The organism is Homoserinimonas aerilata, assembly GCF_006716125.1.
Classification (GTDB): domain Bacteria; phylum Actinomycetota; class Actinomycetes; order Actinomycetales; family Microbacteriaceae; genus Homoserinimonas; species Homoserinimonas aerilata.
Genome location: NZ_VFOM01000001.1, coordinates 1,345,086 through 1,361,087 on the forward strand (window position 1 = coordinate 1,345,086; position 16,002 = coordinate 1,361,087).

The following is a 16,002-nucleotide window of genomic DNA, read 5'->3' on the forward strand; positions in this document are numbered from 1 at the left end:
CCGACCTCACGTTTCGGGTCTCCCCCTCGTCTACCTGGTGATGAACATGAAACAGCCTTTCGAACGGGTCGTGCACGAGCACGCAGCGACCGTGCTGCGCGTGTGCCGCGCCGTACTCGGCCCCCACACGGATGCGGACGACGCGTGGTCGGAGACATTCCTGGCCGCGCTGCGCGCCTACCCGCAGTTGCCGGATGACGCCAACATGGAGGCCTGGCTGGTCACGATCGCGCACCGCAAGGCGATCGATGTGACGCGCGAGCGGCAACGCCGAGCGGTGCCGGTCGCCGAGGTCCCGGAGCGAGCCACGCCCCTGCCCGAGGCAGACCATGAGCTGTGGGATGCGGTGGGCCACCTCCCCGACAAACAGCGCAAGACGATCGCGTACCACTACCTGGGCGGGCTGCCCTTCGCGCAGGTCGCCGAGATCCTCGGTGGCACGAATGCGGCGGCCAGGCGGGCCGCATCCGATGGCATCGCCACACTGCGGCGGCACTACCGCACCGACTCTTCCCTGAACACGACAGGAGATCCACGATGACGAACACGAACGAAGCGCAGGCTCTCTACGAGCTCACCGACCCCACCGCCGCGCAGCTGGCCGCCCTCCGGGGCAGGCTCACGGATGCCGCGGAGGGCGAGGGCATCCTCGATGTCGCCTACACGACGATCGACACCCCCGTCGGCTCGCTGCTGCTCGCCGCCACCGCCGCGGGCCTCGTGCGGGTCGCCTACGCGCGGGAGGGCCACGACGCGGTGCTGCAGACGCTTGCGACGCGGCTGAGCCCTCGCATCCTGAAGGCGCCGAAGCGGCTGGATGCGGCGGCACGGCAGATCGACGAATACTTCGCCGGCACGCGCACCACCTTCGACCTTCCTCTCGACCATTCGCTGTCGAGCGGATTCCGGCTGCTGGTGCAGGAACACCTGCCTCTCATCGCCTACGGGAGCACCGAGTCCTACAAGCAGCTCGCCGAGGAGGTCGGCAACCCGCGGGCGATCCGCGCGGTCGGCACGGCCTGCGCCACGAACCCTCTGCCCGTGGTCGTGCCGTGCCACCGCGTGCTGCGCAGCGACGGCGGGCTGGGCGGCTACATCGGCGGCCTCGACGCGAAGACGGCGCTGCTCGAACTCGAGCGCGCGGCCTGAGCGGGCGCGCACACTTCGAAACACCGGGGTGACCGCATCCGCCCGGGTGTGATGGACTCGTATCGTGCAGATTCCGTGGAAGAGCTTCGTGGCGGTCGGCGACAGCTTCACAGAAGGCGTCGGCGACGAGCTGCCCGACGGCAGCGTTCGCGGCTGGGCCGACATGGTCGCCTGGGGTCTCGCGGCGGCCTCGACCGAGCCGATCACCTACGCGAACCTGGCCATCCGGGGCCGCCTCGCCGCCCCCATCATCGGGGCGCAACTCGACGCCGCCATCGCCCTGCACCCCGCCCTGCTGAGCCTCAACGCGGGCGGCAACGACATCCTGCGCCCCCGCGTCTCCATTCCGGCACTCGCCGACAGCATCGGGCTGGCCGTCGAGCGGGCCGTCGCCGGCGGTGCCCACGTTCTGCTCGCGACGGGCGGAAACCCCTCAGGGCACATGCCGCTCGGTTCGCTCGTGCAGTGGCGCGGTGAGCAGCTGGCGCAGGCGGTGCGGATGCGACTTCCGAAGGACGGCGTCACGCTTGTCGACAACTGGGCGGATGCGGAACTCGGTCGCCGCGAATACTGGGCAGCAGACAAGATCCATCTGAATCGGCGCGGGCACCGGCGCGCGGCCGCCAACGCGCTCACGGCCCTGGGTGTTCCCCTGCCTGAGCTTCGATTCGCCGCCATCGATGACGAAACGGTGGCGGATGTACCGGCGCTGGGCAGGGTCGAATACTGGCAGGAACATGTGCTGCCGTGGGTGGGGCGGCGCCTGCGCGGGCGCTCATCCGGTGACGGGCGCGCACCGAAGATCGCGACGCTGCAGCCCGTGTCGCTCCCCCGCGCTGACAGTGCCGACGGCTCCCCGCGTTCCTAGTCTGCGGTCTCCTCAAGCACTGCGACGGTTGGATCCGTGGGGGCGGGTCAGCCCAGGGTGCGGAGGGTGAGGATCTGCTCCGCCCGGCCGAACGGCCCGCTCGTGTCATGCAGCACTGTGGAGGTGAGGCCGATGCCGTCCGTGCCGAAGCTGACCGAGTTCTGCAGCCCCAGCCATTCGCCCGTCGGCTCTCGGTAGAGGTGCAGCTGCAGGTCGACGTTCGGGAACGCGTAGCCGCCCGGCCCGGGCATGACCCGAGGCGCGATGCCGTTGCTCGTGTCGATGAGACCTGCCAGGCGGGCGAAGTCGGAGAACTCCTCCCCCTGAAGAAGCGGGTGCCGCGTCCGAATCCAGCCGCGGCCTCGGCCCGGCGCATGGGCCGGTAGGGCGCGAGCCTCGATGGACTGGATGAAGCCACCCGGCCATTCGCTCATGCCGACCGGTTCTGCGGCATCCGGCCCGGGCATCCGCTCGTCTTCGATCGCAGCGACGGCACTCGTGTCGGAGCGTTGCAGCCGCCAGGCCGTCGCGCGCACGGCGGTGCGGCCATCCGCGACCATCTCTGCCTGCACCAGCTCGATCGTTCGCCCGGGACGCAGCAGGGTGGTGACGACCTCGAACTCGCCGCCGGGGATGAGGCCGAGGATGTCGAAGGAGATGCGCGCGATCCGCAGCTCCGGCCGAGGCTGGAACCGCTCCAGGCAGTGAGCCAGAAGCCCCGCCACGGGTGCCATGTGCTGCTCGTGCGGGTTCCAGGCCCCCTGCGCGTGGATGGTCGACTCGTAGCGGCCATCGCCGCGGGACAGGTAGTAGGGCTCGGTTTCGCTGCTCACCGACTCAGGCTACCGACGGGCGGAACGGATGCTCGGCAAGTCTGTGGAGTCGCACATCCGGCGGCCCCTGTGCGTCTGCTGAATTCACGATGAGAAACAGCGGTCGCTTGTCACCGGACAGTCGTATAGTTCATCTGGATCGACACTGAGCAGGATGCGGATGCCCTCGGCCGGTGCGCCGAAACAGTGAAGGGCTGCACGCCAGTGACCGACAAACCAGTGACCGACAAGACGACACCGACGGATGCCGCGGCATCCGTATCCGTTACGCCCGTGACGACGGGCTCCAATAAGGTGCAGGGCCCGGCTAACCCGTGGCCGGCACTGTGGGCTCTCGTCATCGGCTTCTTCATGATTCTGGTCGACACGACGATCGTGTCGGTGGCGAACCCGGCGATCAAGGCCGCTCTCGACCCCGACACGGCGAACCTCGACAACGTCGTGTGGGTGACGAGCGCATATCTGCTCGCCTATGCGGTGCCGCTGCTCATCACGGGCAGGCTGGGCGACCGCTTCGGCCCCCGTACCCTCTATCTGGTCGGCCTCTCGATCTTCACGCTGGCGTCGCTCGCCTGCGGGCTCTCCGACTCGCTCGAGCTCCTGATCGCGGCTCGCGCTGTGCAGGGCCTGGGTGCTTCGCTGATGACGCCGCAGACGATGGCGATCATCACCCGCACCTTCCCCGCCCAGCAACGCGGTGCAGCCATGGGGCTGTGGGGCGCCACCTCGGGTGTTGCAATGCTCGTTGGTCCGCTGGCCGGCGGCGTGCTCGTCGATGGGCTCGGCTGGGAGTGGATCTTCTTCATCAACATCCCGGTCGGCATCATCGGCTTCATCGCGGCGTGGATCCTGGTGCCGAAGCTGCAGAACCACGGGCACCGCTTCGACTGGTTCGGCGTGTTCCTCAGCGCCGTCGCGATGTTCCTCCTCGTTTTCGGCCTCCAGGAGGGCGAGCGCTACGACTGGGGCCAGATCTGGGGCCCATTCTCGGTCTGGGGCCTCATCGCCGCCGGGGTCGTGGTCCTTGGCCTGTTCATCTGGCAGCAGGCGACGACGAAGAGCGAGGCACTCGTGCCCCTGAGTCTGTTCCGCGACCGCAACTTCGCCATGTCGAGCCTCGCCATCGCCGCCGTCGGCTTCAGCATCACGGCCATGGGTCTGCCGCTGATGTTCTTCATCCAGCTCGCCCGCGGTCTCACGCCGACCGAGTCGGCGCTGCTGATGATCCCGATGGCCGTGTTCGCCGGGGCGCTCTCCGCACCGATCGGAGGCCTGCTCGACCGGGTTCACCCGCGCGTCGTGCTGCTGCCGGGCATCCTGCTGGTCGCCGTCTCGCTTGCGCTCTACGCCGTCATGATGAACGCCGACACCCCGATCTGGATGTACCTGATCCCCTCGGCGATCATGGGAATCGGCAGCGCAGGCATGTGGGGGCCGCTGGCGACGACCGCGAATCGTGACCTTCCGGTGAACCTGGCGGGTGCTGGGTCGAGCATCTACAACACCACGCGGACGGTCGGCTCCGTCATGGGGTCTGCGGCGATCGCGGCGTTCATGCAGTCACGCCTCGAGGCGAACCTTCCCGGAGTGGGCGATGCCTCAGGCGGCTTCGGCAGCGGTCAGCTGCCTGCTGTGGCCATCGACGGCTTCTCTGCGGCGATGGCCCAGTCGATGTTCCTGCCCGCTGCCGTGATGCTGATCGGATTCGTGGCGGCCGCGTTCATGCACCGCCCGCACGCGCTGAGGTAGCCGTCGACGGGCGCACTCAGGGGCGGGTGCGGCTCAGTACCAGCCGGTCGACTGGGCGTGGCTCCACGCACCGCACGGGTCGCCGTGGCGGGAGGCGATGTAGCCGAGGCCCCACGCGATCTGGGTGGCGGGGTTGGTCTGCCAGTCGGCACCGGCGGAGGCCATCTTGCTGCCGGGCAGCGCCTGCGGGATGCCCGCGGCCCCACTGGAGGCGTTGTAGGCGTTGGCGTTCCAACCGGATTCCTTGTTCCACAGGGCCACGAGGCATCCGAACTGGTCGTCGCCCCAGCCGTACTGGGCGGCCATCATGTCGCGGGCGATCGCCTGCGCAGCGCTCGGGTTGGTGGGCGCGGCCGGGCGGCTGGCTGCGGCGACGGCTGCGGCCTGGGCTGCCGCGGCCTGCTCGGCGGCGACGCGGTCGGCTTCGGCGATCGCGCCCTGCACGGTTGCCGTGTCGGCACCGAGCTGGTAGACCAGCTCGAAGATGCGCTTGGTCGAGAGCGCGTCGCGGTCAGCCAGCTCGGTGACGGCTGCGGCGAGCGCTGCGGCGTCGGCTTTGCCGTCGGCTGCGGCGATCGTCTCGTTCGCTGCCGCCACGGCAGCGTCGGCCTCGTTCGCTGCGCGGCTGTCGAGCATGGCGGCGTAGATGGGCAACTGCTCGGAGCGGAGCCCCGTGCTCTCTGTGAGTACGGTCGTGGCCGTCTCGCGCTCCGCCTGCTCGGCGATCGCGGTCTGCGCGGCGAAGCCGGTCGCGACGACGCTCGCGATGGCGACGACGGAACCGACGACAAGCACGGAGCGCCGCGGACGGTAGGAGCGGATGCGCGACGAGGCGGACGTGAGGTGACGAACGAAGTTGTGAGGCATATGGCTTTCAGGTGGAATCGTGTGCACGTGCGGGCCGCGCCGGGGCTGTCTGCACCGGGCTGCACTCGCTGCACGGGCGCGGGGGCGCGCCGATTCACCGGGGTTGGGGGTTTGGGGGTTGTGGCATGTGGGCGCTCTCGCCCGGCCAGTCAGCCACCCTTCGCCTCTCCTCTCCGTGGCCCGTGCCAATCTCCTGTGAATCGGCTGCATCCGGTGCGCCGCGGGCTGCCGGGTGGCCGGGCCTCGTCATGGCTGGTTATTGCCCGCCGTTCCGGGCCTCAGGGGCGACTTACAGGCATCCGGATGCCATCAATCACGCGATAGGCAAACTCAGCTTCTTGGGGGCAGTTGATCACTGTTCTCCCAGAAAAGTGTGCTTCGGCATTTCGCGGGCCCACTTCGCAGCGTCTGGGCGCGTCGAGGGGCTACCGTTGTTCCATGATGCCTCCAGAGACGAGCACCCCCGACGAGGCAGAGACAGCCCCGCCCTCCATCACCTTCTCCGACCTCGGTCTGAGCGATGCCGTGCTCAAGGCGGTGCGCGATGTCGGCTACGAGACCCCGTCGGCCATCCAGGCTGCGACCATCCCGACACTGCTCGACGGCCGCGACGTCGTGGGCCTCGCCCAGACCGGCACCGGAAAGACTGCGGCCTTCGCGCTGCCCATCCTCTCCCGCCTCGACGTGTCGCAGAAGACGCCGCAGGCGCTCGTGCTCTCCCCCACCCGCGAGCTCGCACTGCAGGTGTGCGAGGCGTTCGAGCAGTACGCCGCCCATCTCAAGGGCGTGCACGTGCTGCCCGTGTACGGCGGTCAGGCCTACGGCGTGCAGCTGTCGGCCCTACGTCGCGGCGTGCACGTCGTCGTCGGCACACCCGGCCGCATCATGGATCACCTGGCCAAGGGCACCCTTGACCTCTCCGAGCTGAAGTACCTGGTGCTCGACGAGGCCGACGAGATGCTCAAGATGGGCTTCGCCGAGGATGTAGAGACGATCCTCGCCGACACACCGGACGACAAGCAGGTCGCCCTGTTCTCGGCGACCATGCCCGCCCAGATCAGGCGCATCTCCAAGAAGTACCTGAACGACCCAGAAGAGATCACGGTCAAGGCGAAGACCACGACGTCGGCCAACACCACGCAGCGCTACCTGGTCGTGTCGTACCCGCAGAAGGTCGACGCGCTCACCCGCATCCTCGAGGTCGAGAACTTCGAGGGCATGATCGTCTTCGTCCGCACCAAGAACGAGACGGAGGCGCTCGCCGAGAAGCTGCGGGCGCGCGGCTACTCTGCTGCGGCCATCAGCGGCGACGTCGCGCAGGCACAGCGCGAGCGCACCGTCGGGCAGCTCAAGTCGGGAAAGCTCGACATTCTGGTGGCGACGGATGTTGCGGCGCGAGGCCTCGACGTCGACCGCATCAGCCATGTGGTCAACTTCGACATCCCCGTCGACACGGAGTCGTATGTGCACCGCATCGGTCGCACGGGCCGCGCCGGTCGCAGCGGCTCGGCGATCAGCTTCGTCACGCCGCGCGAGCGCCGCCTGCTCAACGCCATCGAGAAGGCGACCCGCCAGCCGCTCACCGAGATGCAGCTGCCGAGCGTCGACGACGTCAACGTGACGCGACTCGCCCGCTTCGACGACGCCATCACGGCGGCGCTCAGCCAGGCTGACCGAATCGCCGCGTTCCGCGACATCGTGGGCCACTATGTCGCGCACCACGACGTGCCCGAGGGCGATGTGGCCGCCGCGCTCGCGGTGGTCGCACAGGGCGATACTCCCCTGCTGCTGGCCCCGGAGGACCCGCGGGCTCGGCGCGACGATCGCTACGGCCGCGCTGAACGATTCGACAGGGACAGCCGGGACGACAGCGGGGGCCGCGGCGAACGCCCCGAGCGTCGCTCGCGCTCGACCAAGCCGATGTCGGCCTACCGTCTCGAGGTCGGCAGGCGGCACAAGGTGGAGCCGCGCCAGATCGTGGGCGCCCTCGCCAATGAGGGCGGCCTGAGCCGCGACGACTTCGGTGCGATCAAGATCATGCCCGACTTCTCGATCGTCGAGCTGCCCGCAGATCTGCCTCGCGACATCCTGTCTCGCCTGAAGGGAACGCGCATCAGTGGCAAGCTGATCGAGATCGCGCCCGACCGCGGCCCCGGCTCGCGGCGCCCACGCCAGACCCGCGAGTACTGACAGCCACGGCACTGACGACTACTCGGTGGTGGGCCGCTCCGACGGGCCGCCACCGAGACTGTCGATCCCCTCTACGACGGCCGCGATGGTCGCCTCCTGCCTGAGCACCCTGAAATGCCCGGATGCCCGGAGCGTGACGGTCGTGCTGCCGCCGCCGAGCGTGCGCTCGCCAGGAATGTGCGGGTCGAACGCGGGCAGCACCGAGACGATGCGCCTGTTCACGGCCTCCGCTCGGGCGAGCGCCACGATCGTCTCATCGGCGGGCGCGAGGCCCCGCAGGGTGCGACCCGGCAGGTACCGCGCGTAGGCGGAGCCGGCGAACGGTGTGGCGATGGCGACCATGCCGATGAGTTCGACGCCCCGCAGTCCTGCGGCGGCGGGGTCCGCCTCCGCACGGGCGAGCAGGGCTTTGCCGATGAGCCCGCCCTTGCTGTGCCCGACGAGCACGTAGCGGCCCGGGCCGTGCGCTGCGATCGCGGCGGCGACCTCGTCGGCGCCGTCACGCACGGGCATCCGGTTGTCTCGCAGCCCCTCGATGACGACGATTCGGTGGCCTCGGGCGTTCAGTCTGCCCGCGAGGGTCGCCAGAAAACCCCAACGCTCGTACACGCCCGGAATGAGCACCACAGCAGGCAGCGAATCGTCGCCACGCGCATACGCCTCGGGCACGACCCGCAGGAATGCCCCGCGCAGCTGCCCGCCGATTGCCGAGAGGTAGTCGAGCGACCACCACCAGGCCTTGACGAGCGGGTTCATCGACGGGCGAACTCGGTGATGAGATCGGCGACGGGTTCCGCCGAGGAGATCATGGTCTCGTGGCTCTTGCCTGGCACCTGCTTGAGCGTCGCATCCGGGATCAGCTCGGCGACGGATCGCACCCAACCCTCGGGACACACGCGATCACGTTCACCGCGCATCACGAGCGTGGGCACCCCGATCTGCGGGGCCACCTCCTCGATGTGATGCGCCATCATGGTGCGGAACTTGCGCACGAACCAGGCCGGCCCCGCCTTCGCGTAGAGCACGAGACCCCGCGCGATGACCTTCGGATGCTCGCCCAGCAGATCCTGCAGCATGCGCAGCACCTGCCGCCACACGGTGCGCTCGCGCGCGTTCACGGTGGGGGCGATGAGCACCAGCTCCCGCACCAGCTCAGGGTGCCGCGCCGCCAGCTCTGCCACAACCTGCGTTCCCATGGAGTGCCCGATGGCGACGACGGGCTCGGCGCCGCTCTCGGCCAGATACTGCGCCACCAGGTCGGCCATCTGCGGAATCGGCAGCGAGCGCTGCGGTTCGGGCGAGTCGCCGAAGCCGGGCAGGTCGAGCGCGATCGCATGACCCCTCCGGGCGAGCGCGTCGATGAACTCCGTGTACGCGTCACGCCCCATGCCGAGGCCGTGCACGAGCAGGAAGGTGGGCCCGTCGCCGCCGCGCTCGCTCACCACCAGCACATGGTCGCCGACCCGGAACTCCTCGCTCTGCTGCATGGCAGAACCCTAGCCGCCGTCAGCCGAGCGGATGCGCCATGCCCGCCGTCACTGCGCTGTTGCGTGCGTTTCGGTGCCGTTGAGCATGGCGACGACCTGCTCATAGTCGCCCCGGGCCTCCGCGTGCCGCAGCACGGCGACACGGTCGACCAGGATCTCGTGCGCATCCGGCTGCGACTCGATCAGGGAGATGACCTCGGCGATGAACTCGTCGAGTGGCATCGCGTCCTCTCGCTCCTCGTGCCCCGGCATGAGCGGCGTGCGCACGGCCGGCGGCACGAGTTCCACAACCTTCACCGTCGTGTCGGCCAGTTGCAGGCGGATGCTCTCGCTGAGCATGTGGACGGCCGCCTTGGCAGCGTTGTAGCTGGGGGTGTGGCGCAGCGGCACGAAGGCGAGCCCGGATGAGACGGTGACGATGGTCGAGTCCGCCTGCTCCTGCAGGTGCTCGACGAATGCGGCGATGAGGCGGATCGGGCCGAGCACATTGGTGGCGACGATGGCCTCGGCCGAGTCGAGGAAGCCGGCAGGGGTGTGCCAGTCCTCGGCCCGCATGATGCCGGCCATGGCGATGAGGACGTTGAGATCCGGATGCTCGGCGATGACCCTGGCGGACACGGTCGCGATACTCCCCGCGTCGGCCGTGTCGATCTGCACGGTGCGGATGCCCGGATGCGCGGCGGCGATCTGATCGAGCAGCCCGGCACGGCGCCCGCCGACGATGACGGTGTTGCCCCTGCCGTGGAGTTCGACGGCGAGCGCGAGGCCGATGCCGCTGGTCGCTCCGGGAATGAAGATGGTGTTTCCTGTGATGTTCATGCCGTCAGCCTCGGCGCTGTGGCAGAGGCGTGGCAGAGTCCGCTCATCGTGGGATCGGCGATCCCTCCCTGCCGCCGCGCAACGGGAGGATGATGGAGGGCATGGATCGCAACGCCGTCGCCGACTTCCTGCGCAGCCGCAGGGAGTCCCTCCAGCCCGCAGATGTGGGGCTCGCGCCGGGCGTGCGCCGGCGGGCCCCCGGGCTGCGCCGCGAAGAGGTCGCCCAGTTGGCGGCCATGTCGACCGACTACCTGACGCGACTGGAGCAGAGGCGCGGCCCGCAGCCGAGCGTGCAGATGCTGTCGGCACTGACCAGGGCCCTGCGGCTGAGTCTCGACGAGCGCGACTACCTGTTTCGGGTGGCCGGCCACAACCCGCCCGACCGCGCAACCGCATCCGATCATGTCTCGCCCGTTCTGCTTCGCGTACTGGACCGCCTCGACGACACGCCCGCCATGGTGCTGTCGAATGTGGGCGAGACGCTCGTGCAGAACCGCCTGGCGGTGGCGCTGCTCGGCGAGCAGACCGCCTACTCGGGCCTGGAGCGGAGCAAGGCGTACCGCTGGTTCGCGCATCCGGAGTCGGAGCGCGCCGTGTACCCGGAGGACGACCGCGAACGGCAGTCGCACATGCAGGTCGCCTCGCTGCGCGTCGCCTACGGAATGATGGGCTCCCGGTCACGCGCCGGCGAGCTCGTCGATGCCCTGCTGGGGTTCAGCGACGAGTTTGCGCGGCTGTGGGAGTTGCACGAGGTTGCGGAGCGCTTCACTGACCACAAGACGATCATCCATCCCGAACTCGGCCCGATCGAGCTGGACTGTCAGGTGCTGTTCACCGAGGACCAGTCGCAGTTGCTGCTCATCCTCACCGCGTCGCCGCACTCCGTCGATGCCGAGAAGCTGGCCCTGCTCGGAGTCTTGGGCACACAGACCTTCGCCTGAGTCTCAGACGCGCGGCTACTGCGCCTCCGCCGCCTTCTTGATGGCCGCGATGGTGTCGTGGATGCCGCTGCGGGCCGTCTCGGCACGCTGCTCGACCTCCTCCTCGAACTGCTCCCCGAACTTGTCGCGGAAGAAGACCTCGCCCGCGGGCAGGATCTCCCATGACTCCGTCATCCGGGTTCCGCCCTCGGTCGGCTCGAAGGTGTAGCCCCAGCGCACCCTGTCTCCCCCGACGATGAACGCGAACTCGCGCCCCGGCTCATCCGCCACCACCTGCGAGCGGGTCTCCCAGGTCCTGCCGGGGACCTCGTTGCGGCCGGTGAACCAGGCGCCGACACCACGGCTGTCGTCGTCCCACCAGCCCCCTGTGTTGACCGGGCTCCATTCGCCCATGCGCGTCACATCCGAGACGAGGGCGTACAGCTCCTCCGGCTCGCGAGACACGACGATCGATTCAGAATGCTTCCATCTGCTCATGTTCGGAGTCTAACCACGGACACCGCCATCACACGGAGCGGCCGGGCATGGTGAACTGGAGGCGATGGATACCTCAGACAGCACCCGTATGGCCACAGCAGCGCCCACCGCAGCGCTCGCACGGCGAATCCCCGAGAGCACGCCAGAGAGGGCCGACGGTGCCTTCCGGGTCGACCTTGAGCGCATCCGCTTCTCCCCCTACTTCTCGAGGCTCTCCGCCGTCACCCAGGTGATCCCGCAGGCGGGATCCGGCACTGTCATCCACAATCGCCTTACCCATTCGCTGAAGGTCACCGCCGTCGCCCGCTCGATCGCCGTCGCCCTTCGCGACAGCGACGACGACACGAAGCGCATCATCACCGAATTGGGTGGATGCGATCACGTTGTCGCGCAGGCGGCATCCGCAGCACACGATCTCGGGCATCCCCCTTTCGGGCACCTCGGCGAGCAGGTGCTCGACCGCCTCGCGCGTGAACGTCTGGGCCTGGCCGACGGGTTCGAGGGCAACGCGCAGACGTTTCGCATCCTCACGACGCTCGACAACAGCGAGGTCTCGGAGCACGGTCTCAACCTGACGGCGGCCGTGCGGGCCGCCGTGCTCAAATATCCGTGGGCCCGCGACGAGTGGCGCGACGAGGCAGATGTGCCGGCCGACCGCCTGCCCCGTGGCGTCGGTATCGACCGCGCGAATGGCGCCCTCAAATATTCGGCGTATCTTCTCAACGCCGCCGAGATGGCGGAGGTTCGCAGCGCCTACCCGCGCATCGGCGCGAACCAGCAGACGATCGAGTGCTCCGTCATGGATGTGGCCGACGACATCGCGTACTCGGTGCACGATCTGGATGACTTCTACCGGGCGGGCGTGCTGCAGCACACGACCGTCGCCGCGGAGCTCGAAACGTGGCTCACACGGCAGCGAGAGCTGGCCGAGCTCGACCAGGCGACGCTGCTCGCCACCCTTCGCACGCCCGGCCATTCCCTCGAGTGGGCGTGGCGCCGCACCGCGCAGAAGGACGGCTGGATCACGGACGAAGGAGAATTCCGTGACGCGGTCATCCGTGTGCGCGACGGGCTGGTCGAGGGCCTGCTGGCGGTTCCCTTCGACGGTGGCGTCGCCGCAGAACGCAGGGTCGCCGCATTCACCCGGCACTGGATCGACCGCCTCAAAGCATCGATCGCGGTCGAACGGGAGCCGGATGTGCGCAGCAGCCATGTGCGCCTCACCCAGGACGCCTGGCACGACGTGGTGGTGCTTAAGTTCGTGCACACGCGCTTCGTGCTGGACCGTCCCGATCTCACCATCTACCAGCGCGGCCAGGCGCGCGTGCTCGAGTCGCTCGTCGAGGGCTTCCACGCCTGGCTGACTGACCCAGACGACGTGGCCCGGGCACCCCGGCGCCTGCTCGACTCAGTGGAGTCGACGATCGAGTCATACTCCGAGCTGCAGCGCAGCGGAACCCACATCGGCGGCGACGTCGTGCGCCTGGGCCGGGCGCGCGCCGTCATCGACTACATCGCATCCTTCACCGACGCGCAGGCAATGTCGGCCGCAGCGCTGCTCGGCGGAACATCCGACCGCCTGTGGGACGACGGCCGGAGCCTGTAGCCGCGCTCGGTCGCACCCCGGCGGCAGACTCGCCTCGGACGACGGATGCCCCGGCCAGGTGACCGGGGCATCCGCTGCTTGACTAGATGAACTGTGACGAGATTGAGGCCTATGCCTCGCTCATCGCCGTCTTCTCCGCCTGGCCCTTGGCCGCGTAGAAGGCGGCGCGGGCTGCAAGGCGGCGAGTCTGCTCGGCCTGGCCGGCGTCGAGCACTTCCTGCGGCACCTCGACGTTGGGCACGCGGCTCTTGCCGTTGTACTTGGCGATGTAGGCGTCGAGCTCAGGGCCAGACTCCCACGAGGTGATCAGGCAGTAGCGCGGGTTCTCGCTGTTGAGCGTCGTCGCGTGCCAGAGGCGCTGCGTGTCGACGATCAGCTGGGCGCCGGCAGGCAGCGCGATGCGGTACTCGACGCTCGGGTCGGTGCGGTTGTCGCGCAGAACGAAGTAGCTGGTCTCGTCGTTGGTGAGGTTGAAGAAACCGCGAACGATCCAGCCTGTGCCGTCGGGGTTGAGACGGTTGTTGTCATCCTGGTGCAGGTTGTAGAGGCAGTCGGCGTAGTCATTCGGCATAAGCTCGATGACGCGGCAGCGGCCCACATTGGCACCGGGCTCCTTGGCCCGCGCGGTGAGGGTCGGGGCGATCGCCATCTGCGAGTCGATCCAGATGCCGTCCTTGTCGGTGCGCGGCGGCTGGTGATTCCAGAAGCCGTTCACCTCGATCTCACCCTTCGCACTCGTGATGGGCGCGAAGCGGGTCTCCCCTGATGACTTCCAGTCGACATAGTCGAGGTCGAGCCATTCCTTCGGATCGATCTCCTTGTCGTAGCGGTCCAGAACCACATAGCCGGTCTCTTCGAGAGCAGCAGATTTGATGTAACCCATGAGGTGGATTATTCCCTTCGTATCGGGCCAGCACGTTTTAACAGGCCCTACTAAGGGGAGCCTAACATCGGCCGTCTGCATAAACTGGGAACGCCGGGCAACAAGGAGAGAAACATACATATGGACAACGCCACGAACGTCGACGCGACCGCTGTCAACACGATTCGCTGGCTCTCCGCCCCCGAAACCACCATCGTCGTGCCCGTCTACCAGCGCCAGTACCGCTGGGACATCGGCGGATGCGAACAGCTGCTCGCGGACATCCGTGCGGCCGCAGATGGTTCGGCCGGACACACCCACTTCCTGGGTTCCATCCTCTCGACAAGCAACAGCGGTGATGACCGATCCGACGAGCTGATCCTGATCGATGGCCAGCAACGCATCACCACGATCATGCTGCTCGTGGCGGCGCTCCGGCACACGGTCGAAGAGGCCGACCCGCAGCTGGCCGATGAGTTCTCTCGGGTGCTGGTGAGCGCATCCGAGCCCTCGCGCACAAAACTGCGCCCGCACCGCGAGTGGGCGCAGGTGTTTGAGAGCGTGATTCTTGAAAGCAGGAACGCGGGCCAGCCCCTGCGGGAGTCTCGCTTCGACGACAACTACGCGTTCTTCAGGAGCCAGATCCCCCTCGACGAGGTCCCCCGCATCTGGCGCGGCCTGGGGCGCCTCGAACATGTGTCGATCACGCTCGGTGCCGAAGCGAACGCCCAGCAGACCTTCGAGAGCCTCAATTCGACCGGCCAACCGCTGCGCGACCACGAGCTGATTCACAACTACGTGCTCATGGGTTTGACGCATGCGGAGCAGAGCGAGATCGAGGATGAGTTCTGGTTGCCGATCGAACGCAACACCGGCGAGACGATCGGCGCATTCTGGCGGCATTACATGGTCATGACGACCGGGCGCGAGATCGATGTCGCCGACGGGCGCGGCGTCTACGACACGTTCCGCCACCGCTTTCCGCGCCTCGATGTCGCGCTGCTTCGGGAGCACGCCGCCGAATGGCGCGAATTCTCCGAGGTGTACCGCACCCTCCTTGAACCGAACCTCGAGCCGGATGCCGAGATCGCGCGCGAGCTTGACGGCATCAATGTCTTCGGCAGAGGGATATACCCGCTGGTCATGCGGGGCTACCACGACTACACCCAGGGCGCGACCGAGCGGCACACTCTGCTGGCGGGCCTGCGCAGCATCCAGTCCCTTCTGCTTCGGCGCACCGTGGTGGGTCTGCCCATCGACCGCATCGTCGCTCGCCTCTGTCGCGCGCGTACGCTCGGGCGCGAGCAGCTCGCGACCGCGATCGCCCGCATCACGCCGTCGGATGACCGGGTGCGGGTCGCGCTCAAATACGGTGCGCTCCCCCACCCCGGCTACGTTCTGGGTCGTCTCGCAGGGGTCGACGACGTCGACACGTTCGACGTCGACCATATCCTTCCGCTCGCGCCCGGGGCGGCATGGACGGGAGATGGCGAACGCGAGTGGGCAGACTTCAGCGAGGACGAGCAGAACAGCCACCGCGCTCTCGCCGGCACGCTGGGCAACCTGGTACTTCTCGAGCAGAACCTGGCCGAGAGCGCATTCGACGCCTCGTTCGCGGTCAAGCGCGACACCGCATATGCGCGCAGCGGAATAGACCTGACGCGCGAGCTCGCCGACACCGAAGCGTGGTCCACCGTGAGCATCTCTGCGCGCACCGACCTCCTCACCGCCCAGTTTCTGCGCGTGTGGGCACGCGACACCGCCGCCGACATCGACGACGACGGCCTCACCCCCATTCTCGACGCCAAGCGCAGACGCGGCTGGCCCCGCGGGTGGGAGCGCGAGTTCGACTACGTCGAGTACCGCGGTGAGCACTGGGAGGTCAAAGATGTTCGCCACCTCTTCAACCGCATCTTCAAGCGGCTGTGGGCGGACGGCCGCATTCACGTAGAAACGTTCAGCTCCCGCAATGGCGGACCCATCTTCGAAGCCCACTCGTGGAACGGCCACTGGGACTCCCTCGACGAGGAGCACTTCCTCTACATGGGCTGGGACTCGCGCTACATGCTCGCCGCAGTGCAGGGGCTGCTCGAGGAGGCCGGAATCGCATCCGAGGTCTTCGTCAAGTATTCCTACATCGGCGACGTCATGTGA

At 68.1% G+C, this 16,002-nt stretch carries 15 protein-coding genes; 8 read left to right on the forward strand and 7 right to left on the reverse strand.

Annotated elements, in window-relative coordinates; all coding sequences use genetic code 11:
• Positions 1-46: 46 nt before the first annotated feature.
• From FB562_RS06320 to FB562_RS06330, 3 genes are all read left to right on the forward strand, one after another.
• Positions 47-541, forward strand: coding sequence for an RNA polymerase sigma factor (locus tag FB562_RS06320; protein WP_221625361.1), 495 nt, complete (start codon positions 47-49; stop codon positions 539-541).
• Entirely contained in the window at positions 538-1,149 is a 612-nt protein-coding gene (locus FB562_RS06325) for a methylated-DNA--[protein]-cysteine S-methyltransferase (protein ID WP_141880374.1), read from the forward strand. The genes FB562_RS06320 and FB562_RS06325 overlap by 4 nt, the downstream gene beginning before the upstream one ends.
• Positions 1,150-1,213: 64 nt before the next feature.
• Positions 1,214-2,017, forward strand: a complete 804-nt coding sequence (locus FB562_RS06330) for an SGNH/GDSL hydrolase family protein (RefSeq protein WP_141880375.1) — start codon at positions 1,214-1,216, stop codon at positions 2,015-2,017.
• 47 nt (positions 2,018-2,064) lie between these two features.
• On the opposite strand, the gene FB562_RS06335 is transcribed toward FB562_RS06330, so the two are convergent.
• On the reverse strand, positions 2,065-2,850 hold the full coding sequence (locus FB562_RS06335; RefSeq protein WP_141880376.1) for a thioesterase family protein: 786 nt from the start codon (positions 2,848-2,850) through the stop codon (positions 2,065-2,067).
• Between the two features lie 294 nt (positions 2,851-3,144).
• Between FB562_RS06335 and FB562_RS06340 the strand changes: the two genes are divergently transcribed.
• The gene (locus FB562_RS06340) at positions 3,145-4,599 is read left to right on the forward strand and encodes a DHA2 family efflux MFS transporter permease subunit (RefSeq protein ID WP_141881112.1); all 1,455 of its coding nucleotides are present in this window, start codon (positions 3,145-3,147) and stop codon (positions 4,597-4,599) included.
• A 33-nt stretch (positions 4,600-4,632) separates the two neighbouring features.
• Here the strand turns inward: FB562_RS06340 and FB562_RS13775 are convergent, their stop codons facing one another.
• Positions 4,633-5,466, reverse strand: a complete 834-nt coding sequence (locus tag FB562_RS13775) for an aggregation-promoting factor C-terminal-like domain-containing protein (protein ID WP_246081361.1) — start codon at positions 5,464-5,466, stop codon at positions 4,633-4,635.
• Positions 5,467-5,907: 441 nt separating this feature from the next.
• On the opposite strand from FB562_RS13775, the gene FB562_RS06350 reads away from it, so the two are divergent.
• On the forward strand, positions 5,908-7,656 hold the full coding sequence (locus FB562_RS06350) for a DEAD/DEAH box helicase (protein ID WP_425459823.1): 1,749 nt from the start codon (positions 5,908-5,910) through the stop codon (positions 7,654-7,656).
• 18 nt (positions 7,657-7,674) lie between these two features.
• Here FB562_RS06350 and FB562_RS06355 read toward each other — a convergent pair whose 3' ends face one another.
• The 3 genes from FB562_RS06355 to FB562_RS06365 are packed head-to-tail and all read right to left on the reverse strand — an operon-like array spanning position 7,675 to position 9,962.
• Complete coding sequence (locus FB562_RS06355; protein WP_141880378.1) at positions 7,675-8,412, reverse strand: esterase/lipase family protein; 738 nt, start codon at positions 8,410-8,412, stop codon at positions 7,675-7,677.
• Positions 8,409-9,143, reverse strand: coding sequence for an alpha/beta fold hydrolase (locus FB562_RS06360; RefSeq protein ID WP_141880379.1), 735 nt, complete (start codon positions 9,141-9,143; stop codon positions 8,409-8,411). The genes FB562_RS06355 and FB562_RS06360 overlap by 4 nt, the downstream gene beginning before the upstream one ends.
• 48 nt (positions 9,144-9,191) lie before the next feature.
• The gene (locus FB562_RS06365; protein ID WP_141880380.1) at positions 9,192-9,962 is read right to left on the reverse strand and encodes an SDR family oxidoreductase; all 771 of its coding nucleotides are present in this window, start codon (positions 9,960-9,962) and stop codon (positions 9,192-9,194) included.
• A 101-nt stretch (positions 9,963-10,063) separates the two neighbouring features.
• Between FB562_RS06365 and FB562_RS06370 the strand changes: the two genes are divergently transcribed.
• A complete protein-coding gene (locus tag FB562_RS06370) occupies positions 10,064-10,903 on the forward strand; it encodes a helix-turn-helix transcriptional regulator (RefSeq protein WP_141880381.1) in 840 nt (279 codons plus the stop codon).
• Positions 10,904-10,918: 15 nt separating this feature from the next.
• On the opposite strand, the gene FB562_RS06375 is transcribed toward FB562_RS06370, so the two are convergent.
• Positions 10,919-11,380, reverse strand: a complete 462-nt coding sequence (locus FB562_RS06375) for an SRPBCC family protein (RefSeq protein WP_141880382.1) — start codon at positions 11,378-11,380, stop codon at positions 10,919-10,921.
• A 64-nt stretch (positions 11,381-11,444) separates the two neighbouring features.
• Between FB562_RS06375 and FB562_RS06380 the strand changes: the two genes are divergently transcribed.
• Positions 11,445-12,986 carry a deoxyguanosinetriphosphate triphosphohydrolase family protein gene (locus FB562_RS06380; RefSeq protein ID WP_246081362.1) on the forward strand — a complete coding sequence of 514 codons (1,542 nt, stop codon included), beginning with the start codon at positions 11,445-11,447 and terminating at the stop codon, positions 12,984-12,986.
• Positions 12,987-13,095: 109 nt separating this feature from the next.
• Here FB562_RS06380 and FB562_RS06385 read toward each other — a convergent pair whose 3' ends face one another.
• A complete protein-coding gene (locus FB562_RS06385; protein WP_141880383.1) occupies positions 13,096-13,869 on the reverse strand; it encodes a hypothetical protein in 774 nt (257 codons plus the stop codon).
• Positions 13,870-13,989: 120 nt separating this feature from the next.
• Here FB562_RS06385 and FB562_RS06390 point away from each other — a divergent pair, with 120 nt between their 5' ends.
• The gene (locus FB562_RS06390) at positions 13,990-16,002 is read left to right on the forward strand and encodes a DUF262 domain-containing protein (RefSeq protein ID WP_141880384.1); all 2,013 of its coding nucleotides are present in this window, start codon (positions 13,990-13,992) and stop codon (positions 16,000-16,002) included.